Source organism: Amycolatopsis stemonae, assembly GCF_054781455.1.
The window spans coordinates 74,156-92,010 of sequence record NZ_BAAGUJ010000023.1; the positions used below are offsets into that span (position 1 = coordinate 74,156).

General features: G+C 71.7%; 20 protein-coding genes. 10 read left to right on the forward strand and 10 right to left on the reverse strand.

Annotated elements, in window-relative coordinates; genetic code table 11:
- Entirely contained in the window at positions 1 to 570 is a 570-nt protein-coding gene (locus tag ACYVLJ_RS44530) for a GNAT family N-acetyltransferase (RefSeq protein WP_451976339.1), read from the reverse strand.
- Between the two features lie 31 nt (positions 571 to 601).
- On the opposite strand from ACYVLJ_RS44530, the gene ACYVLJ_RS44535 reads away from it, so the two are divergent.
- Entirely contained in the window at positions 602 to 922 is a 321-nt protein-coding gene (locus ACYVLJ_RS44535; RefSeq protein WP_460443245.1) for a hypothetical protein, read from the forward strand.
- 26 nt (positions 923 to 948) lie between these two features.
- Entirely contained in the window at positions 949 to 1,911 is a 963-nt protein-coding gene (locus ACYVLJ_RS44540; RefSeq protein WP_460443246.1) for a LysR family transcriptional regulator, read from the forward strand.
- Here ACYVLJ_RS44540 and ACYVLJ_RS44545 read toward each other — a convergent pair.
- A complete protein-coding gene (locus ACYVLJ_RS44545; protein ID WP_460443247.1) occupies positions 1,901 to 2,743 on the reverse strand; it encodes a carbohydrate-binding protein in 843 nt (280 codons plus the stop codon). The two genes, ACYVLJ_RS44540 and ACYVLJ_RS44545, sit on opposite strands and share 11 nt — an antisense overlap.
- 619 nt (positions 2,744 to 3,362) lie before the next feature.
- Between ACYVLJ_RS44545 and ACYVLJ_RS44550 the strand changes: the two genes are divergently transcribed.
- From ACYVLJ_RS44550 to ACYVLJ_RS44560, 3 genes are read left to right on the forward strand one after another with little or no spacing between them, the layout of a single operon-like run.
- Entirely contained in the window at positions 3,363 to 3,800 is a 438-nt protein-coding gene (locus tag ACYVLJ_RS44550; protein ID WP_451976331.1) for a helix-turn-helix domain-containing protein, read from the forward strand.
- The gene (locus tag ACYVLJ_RS44555; protein ID WP_451976328.1) at positions 3,797 to 4,303 is read left to right on the forward strand and encodes a hypothetical protein; all 507 of its coding nucleotides are present in this window, start codon (positions 3,797 to 3,799) and stop codon (positions 4,301 to 4,303) included. Before ACYVLJ_RS44550 ends, ACYVLJ_RS44555 begins: the two co-directional genes overlap by 4 nt.
- A complete protein-coding gene (locus ACYVLJ_RS44560; protein ID WP_460443248.1) occupies positions 4,296 to 5,336 on the forward strand; it encodes an MAB_1171c family putative transporter in 1,041 nt (346 codons plus the stop codon). Before ACYVLJ_RS44555 ends, ACYVLJ_RS44560 begins: the two co-directional genes overlap by 8 nt.
- Before the next feature lie 55 nt (positions 5,337 to 5,391).
- Here ACYVLJ_RS44560 and ACYVLJ_RS44565 read toward each other — a convergent pair whose 3' ends face one another.
- The 3 genes from ACYVLJ_RS44565 to ACYVLJ_RS44575 form a co-directional block, all read right to left on the reverse strand.
- Positions 5,392 to 6,435: a 2-methylaconitate cis-trans isomerase PrpF family protein gene (locus ACYVLJ_RS44565; protein ID WP_460443249.1), complete on the reverse strand. Its 1,044-nt coding sequence runs from the start codon at positions 6,433 to 6,435 to the stop codon at positions 5,392 to 5,394.
- Complete coding sequence (locus ACYVLJ_RS44570; protein ID WP_460443250.1) at positions 6,432 to 7,136, reverse strand: RraA family protein; 705 nt, start codon at positions 7,134 to 7,136, stop codon at positions 6,432 to 6,434. Before ACYVLJ_RS44570 ends, ACYVLJ_RS44565 begins: the two co-directional genes overlap by 4 nt.
- A gap of 365 nt (positions 7,137 to 7,501) precedes the next feature.
- Entirely contained in the window at positions 7,502 to 8,179 is a 678-nt protein-coding gene (locus ACYVLJ_RS44575) for a GntR family transcriptional regulator (RefSeq protein WP_451976316.1), read from the reverse strand.
- 93 nt (positions 8,180 to 8,272) lie between these two features.
- On the opposite strand from ACYVLJ_RS44575, the gene ACYVLJ_RS44580 reads away from it, so the two are divergent.
- Positions 8,273 to 9,286 carry an NAD(P)-dependent oxidoreductase gene (locus tag ACYVLJ_RS44580; RefSeq protein WP_460443251.1) on the forward strand — a complete coding sequence of 338 codons (1,014 nt, stop codon included), beginning with the start codon at positions 8,273 to 8,275 and terminating at the stop codon, positions 9,284 to 9,286.
- 6 nt (positions 9,287 to 9,292) lie between these two features.
- Here the strand turns inward: ACYVLJ_RS44580 and ACYVLJ_RS44585 are convergent, their stop codons facing one another.
- Positions 9,293 to 9,724, reverse strand: coding sequence for a hypothetical protein (locus ACYVLJ_RS44585; protein ID WP_460443252.1), 432 nt, complete (start codon positions 9,722 to 9,724; stop codon positions 9,293 to 9,295).
- 664 nt (positions 9,725 to 10,388) lie between these two features.
- Here ACYVLJ_RS44585 and ACYVLJ_RS44590 point away from each other — a divergent pair.
- From ACYVLJ_RS44590 to ACYVLJ_RS44600, 3 genes are read left to right on the forward strand one after another with little or no spacing between them, the layout of a single operon-like run.
- Positions 10,389 to 11,414, forward strand: a complete 1,026-nt coding sequence (locus ACYVLJ_RS44590; protein WP_460443253.1) for an amidohydrolase family protein — start codon at positions 10,389 to 10,391, stop codon at positions 11,412 to 11,414.
- Positions 11,411 to 12,325, forward strand: a complete 915-nt coding sequence (locus tag ACYVLJ_RS44595) for an amidohydrolase family protein (RefSeq protein WP_460443254.1) — start codon at positions 11,411 to 11,413, stop codon at positions 12,323 to 12,325. Before ACYVLJ_RS44590 ends, ACYVLJ_RS44595 begins: the two co-directional genes overlap by 4 nt.
- Before the next feature lie 19 nt (positions 12,326 to 12,344).
- A complete protein-coding gene (locus ACYVLJ_RS44600; RefSeq protein WP_460443255.1) occupies positions 12,345 to 13,697 on the forward strand; it encodes an MFS transporter in 1,353 nt (450 codons plus the stop codon).
- Positions 13,698 to 13,768: 71 nt separating this feature from the next.
- On the opposite strand, the gene ACYVLJ_RS44605 is transcribed toward ACYVLJ_RS44600, so the two are convergent.
- The 4 genes from ACYVLJ_RS44605 to ACYVLJ_RS44620 all read right to left on the reverse strand — a co-directional run bounded on the left by ACYVLJ_RS44605 (position 13,769) and on the right by ACYVLJ_RS44620 (position 16,481).
- A complete protein-coding gene (locus ACYVLJ_RS44605) occupies positions 13,769 to 14,605 on the reverse strand; it encodes a carboxymuconolactone decarboxylase family protein (RefSeq protein ID WP_460443256.1) in 837 nt (278 codons plus the stop codon).
- Complete coding sequence (locus tag ACYVLJ_RS44610; protein WP_460443257.1) at positions 14,605 to 15,825, reverse strand: RNA polymerase sigma factor; 1,221 nt, start codon at positions 15,823 to 15,825, stop codon at positions 14,605 to 14,607. Before ACYVLJ_RS44610 ends, ACYVLJ_RS44605 begins: the two co-directional genes overlap by 1 nt.
- Complete coding sequence (locus ACYVLJ_RS44615; protein WP_451976294.1) at positions 15,818 to 16,189, reverse strand: YciI family protein; 372 nt, start codon at positions 16,187 to 16,189, stop codon at positions 15,818 to 15,820. The genes ACYVLJ_RS44610 and ACYVLJ_RS44615 overlap by 8 nt, the downstream gene beginning before the upstream one ends.
- Positions 16,190 to 16,268: 79 nt before the next feature.
- Positions 16,269 to 16,481, reverse strand: coding sequence for a hypothetical protein (locus ACYVLJ_RS44620; protein WP_460443258.1), 213 nt, complete (start codon positions 16,479 to 16,481; stop codon positions 16,269 to 16,271).
- A 172-nt stretch (positions 16,482 to 16,653) separates the two neighbouring features.
- On the opposite strand from ACYVLJ_RS44620, the gene ACYVLJ_RS44625 reads away from it, so the two are divergent.
- Positions 16,654 to 17,832: a carbohydrate-binding protein gene (locus ACYVLJ_RS44625; RefSeq protein WP_460443259.1), complete on the forward strand. Its 1,179-nt coding sequence runs from the start codon at positions 16,654 to 16,656 to the stop codon at positions 17,830 to 17,832.
- Positions 17,833 to 17,855: the final 23 nt, after the last annotated feature.

Genomic DNA, 17,855 nt, shown 5'->3' on the forward strand with positions numbered 1-17,855 from the left:
TCAGCCGAGATCCAGCCGCATCAGCCACCGCACCCGCCGATCGGCGCGCGCACCGGTCGGCCGGATCCGCGCGAACCCGGCGGCTTCGAACAACGTCGTCGTCCCGACGTGCGCCGCGCTGGAGCTGATCCGCTCGCCCTCGGTGTCGACCGGGAAGCCCTCCACGGCGGGCGCGCCGCACGACCGCGCGTACTCGACGGCCCCGGCCAGCAAGGCCGCCGACACCCCGCGGCGGCGGTGCGACGCCTTCACCACGAAGCACACCACGCTCCACACGGGCAGGTCGTCGAGCGGCGGCATCGTGCGCGAGCGCTTCAGTCGCTCCATCCGCGACCGCGGCGACACCCCGCACCAGCCGACCGGCGTGTCCCCGTCGTAGGCCAGCACGCCCGGCGCCGGCTGCTCCGCACAGAGCCCCCGAACCCGGTCGGCCCGCGCTTCGCCGCGCAACGCGCTGTATTCGGCCGAGGTGATCCGGTAGGCGAGGCACCAGCACGCGCGCTCGTTCCCGCTGGGGTTGAGCAGCGCGGCGACGTCTTCGAAGCGCGAAGCAGGGCGGACCGAGACCATGGGCTCACTCTAGGGCGCCCACCCAGGCGATTTGTCGACCCAGGTCAAACCCGGCCCGCGACCCGTCGAAGAGAACGCGAGACCCGGCCGATTTCCCTGCTCCCTGCTGGGCCTCGCGACCATCACGTGCCTCGCCGGGACCTTCGCGCTGCTGCTCTACTTCGTCCCGGCCAACTCGGCGATGCTCGCTCCCGGGTTCCCGGCCGCCGAGGTCGCCACGGCACTCACGACCTGGAACGCGGTGAACCGGGTGCGGACCGGGCTCGCCGTCGCGGGCGCCGGATTCGCCGTCGTCGCCCGACTCCGGTCGGATGTCCCCGGCGATCACCCGGCCTACCCTGGAACCGGCTGACCGGGACCGGACCGGGCGGAGGGGTCGTGGAGCTGGAACTGCGCCACCTGCGCGCGCTCGTGGCCGTCGCGGACACGCGCAGCCTGACGCGCGCGGCCCGCGTGCTGCACGTTTCGCAGCCCGCGTTGTCCGGGCTCCTGCGCCGCGTCGAGCGCACCGTCGGCGGGACACTGTTCGTCCGCTCCCCCACCGGGTGCGAGCCCACGCGGCTCGGCGCGGACGTCGTCGCCGAGGCGCGGACCGTGCTGGCCGGTGTGTCCGCGCTGACCGAGCGCATCGCCGAACGGCGCGAGCCCACCGGGCCGCTGCGCGTCGGCGGGTACTGCGGCTTCCTGCACCTCGCGCTGTCGCGGTGGCTGCGCGACCGGCCGTGGAGCCACGGCGTGAGCGTGCACGAAGACCAGGACGAGACCGCCACCCTCGCCCGGCTCGCCACGGGCGAGCTCGACCTGGCGCTGGTCTACCTCCCGCCGTTGCCGGGCCCCGTGGTCCCGGACGGCATCGCGAGCCTCGTGGTGCACCCGCGGGAGCCGGTGTTCGTGATCCTGGCCCCCGACCACCCGCTGGCGTCGGGGAAATCGGTCCCGTTCGCCGGCCTCGGCGAGCACCCGTGGGCCGACGACCCGCCGGGCACCACGCGCTGGTCGGCCTACCTGCAGCGGGTTTGCCGCCGCCACGGCGTCGCGCTCGACCAGCCGCACCGGCCGCAGTGCCTGGCGACGCTGCTGGACCTGGTGCGCGCGGGGATGGCGGTCGCGCCGGCCCTGGCCACCCGCGAGGACCGGCCCGCGAGCATCGCCGTGCGCGCGCTCGAAGGCGCGCCCCTCTGGCAGGAGCTGCGGCTCTGCTACCGGCCCGGCACGCCGGTGGCGGCGCACGCCGAGGAAATCCACGCCGCCGTCGTCGCCAGTTACGCGAGCCGGGAGGGCTGCAGTGCCGCGTTCGACGACTGGTGGCGCGAACGCGGCCGCGAGCTGCTCACACGGTGACCCGCCAGTGCGAGTTCGGCGACGGGACCTCGAACCGCAGCGTCGGGCAGTCGTAGTCGGCGGGCCGCGGGTTCGCGGTCGGGCGCAACGGCGAGTTCGTCGGCGAGGCGTCGACCCAGTGCCCGGCGACGCGCAGCTTCAACGAGCTGGACTCGAACACCGCGCCACGCGCGTCGGAGCAGTAGTAGGCGTTGCCCGTCGCGGGGTTGCGCGTCGAGTACAGCTCGAAGATGTCCCAGCCTTCGTTCAGCGAGCTCTGGTCGCTGCCGCTCTGCGTGAACAGCGTGTCCCACGCGCCGGTCTTGACGTTGTACAGCGAAGCCGTCCAGCTGGTGCCGGTCGTCTTGACCTCCTGCACGGTGTAGGCCGGGTGCCCGCCGACCGTGCTGGTGTAGGTGGCCAGGAAAGCGCTGTCGATCGGCACGACCTTGGCCGGTGACACCGAACGGCACCAGTCCCAGGCCCAGACCTGCGCCGCCTCGCCCAGCCCGTAGGCGGTCACGACCTCGACGCACGAATGACCGGTGGGCTTCATCGTGGGCGCGTAGACGACGTCGTCGCGGTTGGAGAGCCGCAGGTTCGGCGTGACGCTCTGGGTGACGACCAGCCCGTCCGCGCTCGTGGCGAGCTGGGGTTCCGGTCCCCAGAACGTGTGCCGCTGCGCCGCCGCCTTCGCTTGGCGCTGCTGGAGGAACCGGTCGGCCATCGGCCCGGCGGCCGCCTTCGCGGCGGCGCCGGTCAGGCCGGGCACGGTGCCCGTCGCGGACGCCGGCGCGGCGACCGCGATCGTCGTCACGAAGGCGCAACAGAGAACGGCAAGCAGTTTCCGCATCGGCGCATCTCCTCGTCCTGAGCGGACGGGAGCCGCCCGCGGGACCCGGATGCTAGGCCGAGCTTTCCGTTGCGCGGCACCGACTTTCGGCGGGGCTGGACCGGTCTGGGCCGGTCGCCGCGGGTATGCGATCCGCCGCGCGGCGGTGTTATGCCGCCGTTGCGGCTAGCGGTCGGTGCCGCCGCACCCGGCGTCCGCCGGTCCCAGCCGCCTGACCGGGACGATGCGCGTCAACGCCACCGGCACCGGCGGGCCGGATCCGCTCAGCACCGTGGTATAGACCGTTATACGCGTGAGCTGAACGAGGGGCACCGTCGCGCAGCGGGGCGCCGTCGCCGCGACGAGCGCGACGGGGTCGTGGTCAGTTCAATGGCGCTGCCCCGCAGGGCAGCCGGCGCCTCCGATGCAGTGGGCGTAGAGCAGTCCGGTGACCCCCACCACGGCCAGTCGCACCGGAACCTTCGTCGAGCCGGACTTCTTCCTCGGAATGTGAACCGCCCCCTCGCCCATTCACATCAGTTGGTGAACTCGGCCGCGATCGTAAACTGAGGTGACCGAATCGGTCAACTGACGTGAACCGGCGGCCACGGACCGGCCTCATCGCAGCTAGACTCCGGTCATGCCGGAGGAGATCGCCGCGGGGACGCTCTCCGCGAAGCTGAACCACCTGTTCGGCGTCGTGCGGCCCGCCGACGGCGACGAGTACACCTTCGACGAGGTCGCCGAGTCGATCCGCGCCCAGGGCGGGCCGACCATCTCCGCGACCTACCTCTGGCAGCTGCGCAAAGGCCTCCGCGACAACCCGACGAAGCGGCATCTGGAAGCACTCGCGGGCTTCTTCGGCGTCCCGCCGGCGTACTTCTTCGACGACGCCGAAGCCGAGCGCATCGACGCCGAGCTCACGCTGCTCAGCGCGTTGCGCGACGCGCCGGTCCGCCAGATCGCCCTTCGCGCGCGCGGATTGTCGGCGAAGAGCCTGGAAGCGATCAGCGACATGGTCGACCGCGTCCGCGAGCTCGAAGGTCTCCCCGAACCGGCGGGTGAAGCGGACCGATGAGCTTCCGCGGGCGACGGCAGCTGCGGCACCGCTTCGCCGCGGCTCTGCGCGACCTGCACCTGCCGGCCACGTTCGACGTCCCGGCGCTGTGCGCGGCCCTGGGCGAGCGCCGCGGCCGCCCGATCCGCCTGCTGCCGCTGCCGGGGCTGTCGGAGGTGTGCGGGCTGTGGATCGCCACGGACACCACGGACCTGATCGCGTACGAGCAGCACACGAGCGCGCCCCACCAGGACCACATCGTGCTGCACGAGATCGGCCACCTGCTGTGCGACCACTACCCGGTATCGCTCACGCCGGCGGAGCAGATGCGCCTGCTGCTGCCGAGCCTGTCCCCGGAAATGGTCCGCCGCGTACTGGGCCGCGCGGGGTACTCGAGCGTGGAGGAGCGCGAGGCGGAGTTCTTCGCATCGCTGTTGGGCCAGCGAGCAGGCCTGACCCCGAAAGGCGACTCGGTCACGGACCGCCTGCGATCAGCCCTGGGCGACGGCGGCGACCATGGGTGACCTGATCCGCCGCTACGGCCCGGCCGTCCTGGCGTGGGCCCTCCTCATCGCCCTCCGCCCCGGCCCGGCCCCCGGTCGTCGGCTCGTGCGGTGCTGCGTCCTCGGCCTCGCCGTCTCGCAAACCGCGCTGACCCCGGCCGTCCGCGGCTTCACCCGGGCGGCCGGTGCGACCAACGTCGAACTCCTCGTCGCCCACCTCGCCATGGTCGTCGCGGTCTGGGCCGGTACTCAGGTCCTGCTTCGCCTGCACGGAAGCGAAAAGCGAGCCCGACGGCACACGGCGTGGACCGTCGCGGCGGCCGCCACGATGACCGTACTGTTCGTCCTGGCGCCCGACATGATGCCGCAGTCTCCGCTGGTCATGGAGTACTGCATCGCCTACGCCGTCGCACTGCTGCCCGAGTTCGCCGTGATCGGGCAGCTGTGCCTGCAGGACGCCCGCAAGGCCCCGGACCGCATCCTGCGCGCCGGGCTCGGCCTGGTCGTCGCCGGAGTCGTCGCCGCGGCCGCCTACATGGTGTGCCGGACCGTCGTCGCGATGACCGCCCGGCTGCCGTTCGGCTTCGACTCCGGCCGGGGTTTCCTGCTGAGCAAGGCGTTGCCGACGAGCGCGCACCTGCTCGTGCTCGTCGGCGTCGGCGTGCCCGCCGCGGCCGGGTGGCTGCGGCGCTACCGGCAGTACCGCCGCCTCGGCCCGCTCTGGCTCGCCCTCTACCGCGCCGAGCCCGGAATCGCGCTGGAACCGCCGCGCACCACCGTGTTGCCCACCCGGCTGCAGCTCTACCGGCGCGTCATCGAGATCCGCGACGGCCTGCTCGCCATCCGCCCCTACCGCAGCGGGTCCGGCTCCGGCGAGGCGCAGGAGGCCGCCGAGATCGCCGCCGCACTGCACGCCAAAGCGCAAGGGCAGCAACCGCTTTCGCCTGACACGACCGTCCACGGTGGACAGGACCTCGGCAGCGACACCGAGTACCTCTGCCGCGTCGCCGACGCCTACCGCGAACTCACCAGGACCGCGCCGGCCCTGCGCTGAGCCCGCTCGGCCTCGGTCCAGGCACGCTGTCGAGCCGGAGCCGTGGGCAGGCGCCTCAGGGACGGGGAAAGACGGTGCCGTCGAACAGCTTCCGGGCGGTGCGGATCACGGTCGACCGGCGGACGCGGGCCCCGTCGAACTCGATCGCCACGGCGAGCTTGCCGCTCGGGTGCTCGATCTGGACGGGCCCGCCGCCGGCTTCGAGCAGCTCGTGCCCGACGGCGCCGTCGAGCAGCAAGGCCGTGACGACGCTGACGCCGCCGAGGACGCCGATCGACGGGTGCGGCTTGACGGGGATGAACGTCCGGGTGCAGATCGCGCCGCCGTCGCCAGGCGCCGCGACGAGAGTGGTCTTCGGGATCGACGAGCCGCGCACGTCGCCGAGGCCCATCAGCTTCCCGGCCTCGACGCGCAGCGCGTCGATCCGCTCGGCGAGCGCGGAACCGGCCAGCTCTTCGACCGGCTCGTACCCGGTGATGCCGAGGTCTTCCGCGCGCGCCACGACCACCGGCATGCCGTTGTCCACACAGGACACGGCGATCCCGCCGACGTCGTCGCGGACGTTGCCGGTGGGCAGCAGGCTGCCGCACACGGACCCTTCGGTTTCGGTGAAGTCGAGCTCGACGGGGGCGGCGGTGCCGGGCACGCCCGAGATGGCCGTGTCCCCGCTGTAGTCGACCTCGCCGCCGGGCGTGGCGAAGGTCGAGACGGCGACGGTGCCGGTGTTGAGCAGCCGAACGCGCACGGTGGTGCGCTCCGGCCCGGCGGGCACGAGCCCGCGTTCGACGGCGAACTGCCCGACGCCGGCCAGGAGGTTGCCGCAGGTCTGACGGTCGGAGACGGTCGCCTCCTCGACGCCGAGCTGCAGGAAGAGGTAGTCGACGTCGTGGCCGGGATCGTCCGCTTTGGACACGACGGCGACCTTGCTGGTGACGGGCTGCGCCCCGCCGAGGCCGTCGAGCTGGCGCGGGTCCGGGGTGCCCATGATCCGCATCAGCAGATCGTCGCGCGCGGCCGGGTCTCCGGGGAGGTCGCCGGCGAGGAAGTAGGCGCCCTTCGACGTCCCCCCGCGCATGAGCATGCAGCGCACGCCGGTCATGCCTGCTCCTTTTCGTACTCTTCGGCGGTCAGGTACCGGACGCCGAGCGCTTCGAGCTTTTCGCGGAGCCCGTACCGATCCAGGCCGAGCTGACCCTGCGCGAACGCTTCCCTTGCGGCGGCTTCCTTTTCGAGCCGGGCCTTCGAGGCCTCGAGTCCGATTCGGACATCTTCACGGCGCACCCGCATGACGCCGTCGTCGTCGGCGAGAACGGCGTCGCCGGGCCGGATCAGCTGCCCCCCGATGACGACGGGCACGTTGACGGCGCCGGCGGTCGCCTTGACGGTGCCCTGCGCACTGACGGCGGCGGACCACACGGGAAAACCGAGGGCCCGCAGGTCGGCGACGTCCCGGACGCCGGTGTCGATGACGAGCCCCCGGACACCGCGGTACTTCAGGGCGGTGGCGAAGAGCTCGCCGAAAAGCCCGTCCCGGCAGGGCGAAGTGGTGGTGACGACGAGGACATCGCCTTCCCGGCACTGCTCGACGGCCGCGTGGATCATGAGGTTGTCCCCGGGCCAGCAGAGCACGGTGACGGCGGTGCCGCCGATCCGCGCCCCGTCCTGGATCGGCCGCAGGTCCGGCCCGAGCAGCCCGGAGCGCCCGAGAGCTTCGTGAACGGTGGCAACGCCGTAGTCGGCCAGCCGAGTCACCTGCTCGAGCTCGGCACGCGGCGGATCAGTGACGATGACGGGCTTCATACCGGATACGGTACGGTTCGGTCGACGAAATTGTCAACAATTTTGGTGCGCAAGCTTGCGGTCAAGTGGGCGCGAGGAGGCGAACGTTCCGCAGTGTCAGCCACGCCACCCCAGTCAGGCGCGAACCCTCCGCAGCATCGGCCACGCCACCCAGCCAGCCGCGAACTCCCCGCAGCATCGGCCAGGCCAGCCAGCCAGCCACGCGCGATTCCTCCACGGCACGAGCCACGCCACCCCAGTCAGGCGCGAACTCCCCGCAGCATCGGCCACGCCACCCAGCCAGCCACGCGCGGCTCCTCCGCGGCACGAGCCAGGCCGCCCAGCGAGGCGCGGCCCCTCGGCGGCGTCAGCCATTCCACTCCGCGTCAAGGGCGCAGGTGCGAGACCTCCGCAGCGTCGGCCGCCTTGAGGGCTTCGATCACGCTCGCCAAGTGCACCCGCGCGGCCTCGGCGGCTCGATCGGGGTCGTTCGCGCAGATCGCGTCGATGATCGCCAGATGCTCCGGGAGCGAGACCTGCGGGCGCCCCGGTCGCATCGCGAGGCGGAACTGGTGCCGCACGCTCTGGCCCCGCAGCCGCTCCAGGACCTGCGCCGCCGTCTGCTGGCCGCTGATCTCGCGGACGCGGCGGTGCAGCCGCTGGTTGAGGCCCGAGTACCCGACGACGTCCCCGCCGGCGACCGCCTGCTGCATCAGCTCACCGAGCTCCTTCAGCTCGCCGACCTCGGCGTCGGAGACGCGCTCCGCCGCCTTCGCCGCGCACAGCGACTCCAGCATCATGCGGACCTCGGAGATCTCGACGGCCTCCTCCAGCGACACCGCGCGCACCCGCGCGCCGCGGTTCTGCACCCGCTCGACCAGGCCTTCGTTGGTCAGCTCGATCAGCGCGGCCCGCACGGTCGCGCGGCTCGCGGCGAACTGGGCCGACAGGTCCGCCTCCACCAGCCGCTGGTTGGGCACGAACTCGCCGCGGACGATGGCGTCCCGGATGGCCGCCACCACCGAACGCTCCCCCGGCTGCCGGTCCGCAGCACTTTCGGTCATACCCCGACTCCGTTGGTAGGAAAAACGCCGTTTGTTGACAATTTTGTCGAGCACATCGTGTACTCGATCGTAGCTTGTAGAGAGGATTTTGCTATGTCCGGAACCATCGCGGTACTGGGACTGGGCGAGGCGGGCAGCGCGCTCGCCCGCGACCTGGCCGCCGCGGGAGCCACCGTCCGCGGCTACGACCCGCTAGTTCCCGCCACCCGCGGCGCGGTTGCCGACGCGCGCAATGCCACGGATGCGAGCACCGAACGCACCGCGGCGGACACCGCCAAACCCGGCACAACCGGCAACACCGGAGCGGACACCGCCAAACCTGGCGCGACCGGCAACACTGGAGCGACTTCCGCAGCAGGCACCGCCAAACCCGGCGCGACAGGCAACACGGAAGCGACTGCCGAGCCTGCCACCTGGGACATCGTGCTCACCGGCTCCGAAGCCGAGGCCGCCGATGGCGCCGACCTGGTGCTCAGCGTGAACAGCGCCTCCGCCGCCGCCGACGCGCTGGAAGCCGGGCTTGGCGGACTGCGGCCCGGCGCCGTCTGGGCCGATCTCAACACCGCCTCCCCCGGTACCAAGCGCAAGCTGGCCGCGATCGCCGCGGCGCGTGGGGTGCCCTTTGCCGACATCGCGATCATGGCGCCCGTCCCGGGGCGCGGGCTGCGCGTGCCGATGCTCGCCACCGGTGCGGCCGCCGAGGCCGTCGCGACGCTGTTGAACTCCTTCGGCGCCGCGGTCGAGGTCATGGCCGGCGACGCCGGGCTCGCCGCCGAGCGCAAGCTCCTGCGCAGCGTCTTCTTCAAGGGCATGTCGGCCGCCGTGGTCGAGGCGCTTCAGGCCGCGCGCGCCGCGGGCTGCGAAGACTGGCTGCGGAAGATCATCGTCGACGAGCTCACCGCCGCGAGCGCGTCCACTGTGGACAGGCTCGTCGACGGCTCCTTCAAGCACGCCGTCCGCCGGACTTCCGAGATGGCGGCCGCCGCCGAGATGCTCGGCGAGCTCGGCGTGCGGGCCGACGTCGCCGGCGCGGCTCGCGACCAGCTTGCGCGCATAGCTGATTCCTCGACGACGCCCGCCGCGGGCCGGGCGCCGGTCAGCGGCTGAGCGGGCTCATCGAGCGGAACCGCCGCACCAGACCGCGGTCGGCTTCACGATCGCGAGGACGAGCGTGGTCCCGGCCGGCAGCACGGCGAGCAGCAGCCCGAGGATCGACCCGGCCGCGACCAGCCCCGGGCTGAAGCTGCCGAACCCGACCACGTTGAGCACGACCGTCACGACGGCGTTCAGGATGGCGAACGCGCTGCCGACGATCGTGAGGATCCGGCCCATCGGCTTGCGCAGGAACAGGAGGATGCCGCCGGGCAGCAGCGTCCCGACGAGGATCGCGTCCTCGACCAGGGCGAGGATGAACAGCCAATGCACGAACCCGAGGCTGACGATCCCGATTACACCGGCGATCACGCCGAAAACCGCGAACAGCCCGCCGAGCACGGCCAGGACGCCGGCGATGATCGCGGTGACCCCGCTCGGCTTCGGCTGCATCCCGTAGCCGGGGTAGGGCGCCTGCGGGTACGGCTGAGCGAACCCGCCCGGGTACGGCTGCTGACCGGGGAAACCACCCGAAGGTGCGTACGGCTGGAGCCCCGCGCCGGGCTGGGCGGGGTACGGCTGCTGCCCCGGACCGGGCTGCGCTGGGAAACCACCGGAAGGCGCCGGATACGGCTGGGCCGGACCGGGCTGCGCGGCAAACCCACTCGACGGCTGCCCTGGATCAGGCTGCCCGGGGAAACCACTCGACGGCTGCCCTGGATCGGGCTGCCCGGGGAAACCACTCGAAGGCTGCCCCGGACCCGGCTGCCCGGGGAAACCACCCGAGGGCGCCGGATACGGCTGCGCCGGACCAGGCTGCGCGGGAAAGCCACCAGAGGGATACGGCTGCTGCCCGGGATACTGCGGATTAGTCATGACGTCCTCGGTCTCGGCTGACCGCCCCCACGGTGCGCCTTCAGGCCCCGGCGGCTCCGGCGCAGTCTCTCACGCGGCGTCCGTCCGGACCCGGGAGGCCGCGCCCGAGGGCCGGCCAAGCGCAGTCACGGGGCGCTCACGGTGGCGACCCCATAGTCACAACCTCGTCGCAGATATTGTCAACAATTTCTTCGACGATTAGTGTGCGAGTATCAAGCATGCGGAGCGACGAGGAACCACCTTGATCATCGACTGCCACGGCCACTACACGACCGCGCCTCCCGCCCTCGCGGCGTGGCGCGACCAGCAGATCGCGGCGCTGGACGACCCCGGCGCCGCCCCCGCGCGCGCCGACCTGCGCATCAGCGACGACGAGCTGCGCGAGACGATCGAACCGAACCAGCTGCGCCTGATGGACGAGCGCGGCATCGACCTGACGATCTTCTCCCCGCGCGCGTCGTTCATGGCCCACCACATCGGGGACTTCGCAACCTCACAAGCGTGGGCGGCGATCTGCAACGAGCTCTGCCACCGCGTCAGCACGCTCTACCCGGAACGGTTCGCACCGGCCGCGATGCTGCCGCAGTCGCCGGGTGTCGACCCGGCCACCTGCGTCCCCGAGCTGACGCGCTGCGTCGAGGAGTACGGCGCCGTCGCGCTCAACCTCAACCCCGACCCCAGCGGCGGGCACTGGACGGCGCCGCCGCTCACCGACCGGTCGTGGTACCCGATCTACGAGAAGATGGTCGAGTACGACATCCCGGCCATGGTGCACGTCAGTACCAGCGTCAACCCGGCGTTCCACACCACCGGCGCGCACTACCTCAACGCCGACACGACCGCGTTCATGCAGCTCGTGCAGGGCGACCTGTTCACCGACTTCCCCACGCTGCGGCTGGTCATCCCGCACGGCGGCGGCGCGGTGCCCTACCACTGGGGCCGGTTCCGCGGCCTCGCGATGGCGCTGGGCAAGCCGGAACTGGAAGACCACCTGATGAACAACGTCTTCTTCGACACCTGCGTCTACCACCAGCCGGGCTCGGACCTGCTCTTCGACGTCATCCCGGCGCGCAACATCCTCTTCGCGTCGGAGATGATCGGCGCCGTCCGCAGTGTCGACCCGCGCACCGGGCACCCGTTCGACGACACCCGCCGGTACGCCGAAGCCGCCAAACTGTCCGAAGAGGACTGGGCCGCGATCCGCGAGCACAACACCCGCCGCGTCTACCCGCGACTGGACGCGCTCCTCAAAGGACAGGGCCGGTGACGGCGCCCAAGACGCCCGGCTGGCTGGACTGGTGCGCCGGGCCGTCCAAACCGGACTTCACGCTGCCCCACGGCACCGTCGACGCCCACTGCCACGTCTTCGGCCCGCAGCGGGAGTTCCCGTTCGCGCCGCAGCGCAAGTACACGCCGTGCGACGCGAGCAAGGACCAGCTCTTTGCCCTGCGGGACCACCTCGGCGTCGCGCGCAACGTCATCGTGCAGGCGACCTGCCACGGCGCCGACAACTCCGCGATGGTCGACGCCGTCCGCTCGGCGCGGGGCCGGGCGCGCGGGGTCGCGACCGTCCGTCCCGGCACGAGCGAAAAAGACCTCCGGGAGCTCGACGAAGCGGGCGTGCGCGGTGTGCGGTTCAACTTCGTGAAGCGGCTCGTCGACGCGTCGCCCAAGGAGGACTTGAGCACGATCGCGAAGAAGATCGCGCCGCTCGGCTGGCACGTCGTGCTTTACTTCGAGGCCGCGGACCTGCCCGAGCTGGAAGGGTTCTTCGACACGCTCCCGGTGCCGCTCGTGATCGACCACATGGGACGCCCCGACGTCACGAAACCCGTCGACGGCAAGGAGTTCGACCGCTTCCTGGCGTTCGTCGACCGCAACGACGTCTGGGTGAAGGTGAGCTGCCCCGAGCGCCTCACCGTCACCGGTCCCCCGGCTCTCGACGGCGAACGGCACGCCTACACCGACGTCGTGCCCTTCGCCCGGCGCGTCGTCACCGAGTTCCCCGACCGGGTGCTCTGGGGCACCGACTGGCCGCACCCGAACCTCAAGGACCACATGCCCGACGACGGCCTCCTAGTCGACCACGTCCGGCAGGTGGCCGAAACCGCCGAGCTGCAACGAAAACTGCTCGTCGACAACCCGATGCGCCTCTACTGGCCCGGCGAAACCGCCTGAATCCCCCGAAGGGCATGCAATGCAGCACGCCAACGCGCTCAACCGGCTGAACCGCCTGCCGATCTCGCGGTTCCACAAGGTCACCCTGCTCGCCGTCTCGTTCGCCTACTTCTTCGAGTTCGCGGACATCAACAGCTTCGCCACCACCGCACCCAAGCTCATCAAGCTCTGGGGCGTGACGGTCGACCAGGTCGCCTACGTGACCTCGCTGTCGTTCGTCGGGATGTTCTTCGGCTCGATCGTCGCGAGCACGCTCGCCGACCGGTTCGGCCGCAAGAAGGCGCTGATGTGGACCACGGTGTGGTTCGGCGTCTTCTCGTTCGCCGCCGTGTTCTCCTGGGACGTCGTGTCGCTGGGCGTGTTCCGCGTCCTGACGTCGGCCGGGCTGTCGGCGATGACGGTCGTCGCGGTCATCTACGTCAACGAGCTGTACCCGGCGGCCAGCCGCGGCAAGTACCAGGCCTACGCGATCGTGATCGGCATCTGCGGCACGCCCGTGACGAACCTGATCGCCAGCGCGGTGGTGCCGATCACCTCGTGGTCGTGGCGGCTGGTGTACCTGTGGGGCGCGCTCGGCGTGCTGCTGGTGCTGTTCACCCGTCAGCTGAAGGAATCGCCGCGCTGGTACGAAAGCCGCGGCCGGCACGCCGAGGCCGACGCCGTGCTGCGGGAGATCGAGGAGCGCGTCGCGGCCGAGAAGGGCCCGCTGCCCGAGCCGGCGCCGCCCGTCGACGAGGCCCCGGTCTCCAAGGCGCCGCTGCGGTTGCTGCTCAAGAAGAAGTACCTGCTGCCCACGTTGCTGCTGACGGTTCTCTGGGTGACGCAGACGATCGGCTTCTTCGGCTACTCGAGCTGGGCGCCGACGCTGCTGGCCAAGGAAGGCTTCAGCGTCGAGAAGTCGGTGTTCTACGTGGCCCTCACGACGGTCGGCGCGCCGCTGGGCTCCTACCTGGCCGCGCTGGTGACCGACCGGTTCGAACGCAAGTGGTGCCTGGTCGCCTTCGGCGCGGTCATCGCGTTGTGCGGCCTGTTCTACGGGCTCACGTTCAACCCGGTCCTGATCGTGGTCTTCGGGTTCCTGGTGAACATGTTCGAGCGCGGCTACACGGCCTTGGGCTACGCGTACTCGCCGGAGCTGTTCGACACCCGGGGCCGCTCGCTGGGCACCGGAGTGTCGTACGGGCTCGGCCGGTTGTCGAACGCCGCCGGCCCGCTGATCGTCGCCGCGCTGTACAACGGCAGCGGGTACCAGAGCGTGTTCCTGTTCATCGCCGGGACGTGGCTCGTGGGCGCGGTGGTGCTGGCGGTGTTCGGCCCGCGGACCCGGCCGTCGCGGGTCCAGCGGACCGCCGCCGAGCCCGCCGCGGTCTGACTCGGGAGTCCGGGTCGTGCCGGTCGTCGAACATGCCTGCAGACGGGCGTCGCGTTGTTTCCGGGCGGCCGTCAGCTGGTTGCGGCGCGGCCCGCGTCGAAGCTGCGCAGCGCCGCACCGACCGCCGCCACGGTGACCTCGAAGATCTCGTCCTCCGACCTCCCCGCGCCGGTCAGCCGCTGGACATCGTCGTCGGTCACCCGGTGCGAAGCGTCCCGGACCAATGCCGCATACGTCCGCCACGGCTCCTCCAGGCCCTCCCCCGTCGCCGCCGCTCGGCGCAACTCCGGCGGCGTCGATGCCGGCTGCTCGAAAACGCTTTTGCGCAGATCGTCGGGGCCATCGGCGAGCAGGAAACCCGGGAACCGGTAACCCGCGCGATGCAATGCCCTGGTGCCCGTTTTCAGCTGGCCGTCCAGCAGCTCGAAACCGAACGCGTTGGCCAGGCGGTTGACGATGTTCCACACCAGGTTGACGTTCAACGCCTCCAGCACCGCATGCGGCGGCACATCGCGCAGGGGTGCGGGATCCGGCACGGCGTCGCGGGAGACGTCCTCGATGAATCCCTGCACCGCAAGCAGTTCCGGGCGGGCGCCGGCCGGGTGGTCGGGGTCGATCTCGCCGTGGCCCGCGATGCGGGTCAGCTCGGCGTGCGTCACCAGGCAGAACGGGCACTCGTGCACCCGGGCCGTGCTCATCGCCAGGTATTCGCGCTCGGCCGCCGTCCAGTACGAGGCGCCGCGCATCGCGGGTGCGGTCAGCTCCAGCAACGGGCGGGTCAGGAACCCCGGGCGGTACAGCAGCAGTTTGACGATGTCCGGGCTCGGCACGCCGGACAGCTTGCCCGTGACGGCCATGAAGAGCCGGGCTCGGCGCCGGTGGCCGTGGTCCAGGATGGACAGTCGCATCAGGACTCCAGTTCGCGCAGGCGAGCGGTGAGGAAGCGGTGGTCGGCCGGGGCTTCGGCCAGGTCGCGGGCGACGCGGTAGGCGGCGACGGCGTCCTCGGGCCGGCCGAGGCGGCGCAGCAGGTCCGCGCGAGCGGCGTGCCAGAGGTGGTAGCGGTCGAGGCCGCCGATCGCCTCGACCAGGGCGAGCCCGGTCGCCGGTCCGTCGGCCATCGCGACGGCCACGGCGTGGTTGAGCGCCACCACGGGCGACGGCGCGAGCGTCCGCAGCTGCGCGTAGAGGCCGGCGATCTGGGCCCAGTCGGTGTCGGCGGCCGCGCGCGCCTGGGCGTGCTGCGCCGCGATCGCCGCCTGCAGCTGGTACTGCCCGACCGTCCCGTGGCGCAGGGCCCGGCCGAGGACGCCGAGCGCCTCCGCGATCTCGGCCCGGTCCCAGCGGGTGCGGTCCTGGTCTTCGAGCAGGACGACGTCACCGGCGGGCGTGTAGCGGGCCGCCGAACGCGAGTCCTGCAGCAGGAGCAGCGCGACCAGGCCGAGCGTCTCCGGCTCGTCGGGCATCAACGCGGCCAGCAGCTTCGCCAGCCGGATCGCCTCGCGCCGGAGCCCGCGTCCCGAGGGTGACGCGTAGCCACGGGTGAAGACGAGGTAGATCACCGCCAGGACGCCGGCGAGGCGGTCGGGCAGCAGGTGGTCCGGCGGGACGCTCAGCGAGATGCCCGCGTCGCGGATCTTGCGCTTCGCCCGCACCAGTCGCTGGGCCAGCGCCGGCTCGGTGACCAGGAACAGCCGTGCGATCTGGGCCGCGGTCAGGCCGGCGACCGCCTGGAGCGTCAACGCCACTCGCGCGTCTTCGGCCAGGGCCGGGTGGCAGCACGTGAAGAGCAGGCTCAGCCGGTCGTCACCGACCCCGGCGAGCCGGTCGTCCGGCAGGGTCACCGTTTTCACCCCGCTCTCGCCCGCGGCGACCCGGGCGAGCTTCGCCTGCCCGACGCGGGCGCGGCGGATCCGGTCGACGGCACTGTTGCGCGCCGCGGTCAGCAGCCAGGCCGCCGGGTCGTCCGGAACGGTCGTCTCCCAGGTCCGCAGGGCCCGCGCGACCGCGTCCTGCAGGGCGTCCTCGGCCAGTTCGAAGTCGCCGAGCACCCGGACCAGCGCGGCGAGCAGCCGGGCGCGGTCTTCGCGGTAGACGCGCTCGACGACGTCGGCGGCCGCATCAGCCACGGACGGTCCGGTGGTCCAGCCCCGGCACCCCGGCGACGGGCCGGACTTCGATCGAACCCTGCGACGCCATCGGGCACAACGCGGCCAGCTCCAAGGCCTCGTCGAGGTCCCGGCAGTCGAACACGTACACCCCGCCGAGGTGCTCGTGGGTCTCGGCGAAGGGCCCGTCGGTGACGAGCGTCCGGCCGTCCTTGACCGTGACGGTCGTGGCGGTGTGCTCGCCCTGCAGGGGGTGCCCCGAGACGAACACCCCGCGCCGCCGGCACTCGTCGGCGAAGGCGTTCACGGCGGCCAGTGCCCCCTCGAACCCGGGGTCGCCCGGTTCGGGGCGTTCGCAGTTGTAGATCAGCAGCATGTACAGCACGTGCGCTCCTTCGTCCGGCACCGTCACCAGGGATGACGAACGGGAAGACGGTAACTCGACATCGCCGCCGAGGGCATTTTCACCAGGCCGGGTCGCGGAGGAGGCGGAGCCGGTCGGCTTCGGCCTGCAGACGCCGGGAGTGGGCGTGGGCCCGGAGCGCGCGCCGGGAGAACATCGCCGCCCGGCTCGGGTCGTCGGTGCGCGCGGACGTCTCCTCGTTGCCGACCGCCATCGCGGACCACGTCGCCGCGAGCGATTGGTAGAGCTGCCAGGTGGAGACCGGCTCGTCCACGTGAAGGCCTTTACCCCGGTCCCGCCAGGCTCAAACGCGGCGGGCCAGAAATTACCAAAGGTAAGTTCTGCGGCCGTCTTGACTTTACCAATGGTCAGGAGGAGAGTCCTCGCCACTGATTCGTCTAGACCAATCAGAGCTCCGGCGGACGGCCATCCCCAGGAGGAGACCCATGTCCCCCAGAATCCGGACCACCACAGCAGCGTTGACGAGCGTCGCGACCGTGGCCGCGACGGCCCTGATCCTCTCCGGCGGGGCCGCCGCGAGCCCCTCGGCCGCGGCGGCCGACTGCGGAGTGCTGTTCGACGACTTCCACTACGCCTCGCCCACCGACTCCGCGTTCAGCGGCGCCGGCTGGACCACCCGCAACGACGTCGGCAGCCCGGGCGTGCCCGGCGCGCGCTGGCTCACGAGCAACGTCACCTTCCCGACCGTGAACGGCGACCGCGTGGCCCAGCTCGCCGCCGGCACGGACGGGAGCGCAGCGGGCACCACGCACTCCGAGATGTACCAGAACCAGTTGCGGTTCCTCGAAGGCACGTACGCGAGCCGGGTCCGCTTCACCGACGCGCCGGACAGCGGCACCGACGGCGACCACGTCAACGAAACGTACTTCACGATCTCGCCGCTGCGGTACGACCGCGACCCGCTCTACAGCGAGCTGGACTTCTCCGAGTACCTGCCCAACGGTGGCTGGGGCGGCCCGACCGCCGACTACCAGACCAGCTGGTACACCTACTGGAACAACCCGACGTGGGACGGCCTGCGCACGTCCACCGCGCAGAACCGCAGCTTCGACGGCTGGCACGACATCGTCACGCAGGTGTCGGGCGGGCACGTGAAGTACTACATCGACGGCGTCCTGACCGCGGACCACACCACCGACGCGCAGGGCGACCCGGTGTACCCGCGGACGCCGATGTCGATCAACTACAACATGTGGTTCATCGACACGGCGGGCCACGCCGGCGGGAACAGCGTGTACACCGAGCAGGTCGACTGGACGTACTACGCGGGCAACCAGGTCGTGTCGCCCGCGGACGCGGTCGCCAAGGCCGGCCAGTACCGGACGGCCGGGACGTCCCATGTGGACACGGTCAACGGCTGCACCACGCCGACGAGCCCGCCGCCGACCACGACCACCAAGCCGACCACGCCCACGACCCCGGCGACGCCCACCACACCGTCCCAGCCCGCCGACTGCTCGACGGCGCCCGAGTGGGACTGGGGCACCGTGTACCTCGGCGGCCAGCGCGTGAAGCACAACGCGCACCTCTGGCAGGCGAACTGGTGGACCCAGGGTTCCGAGCCCGGGCTCACCGCGCAATGGGCCGACCTCGGCCACTGCTGACGCACCCTCCCGCCCCCTTCCGC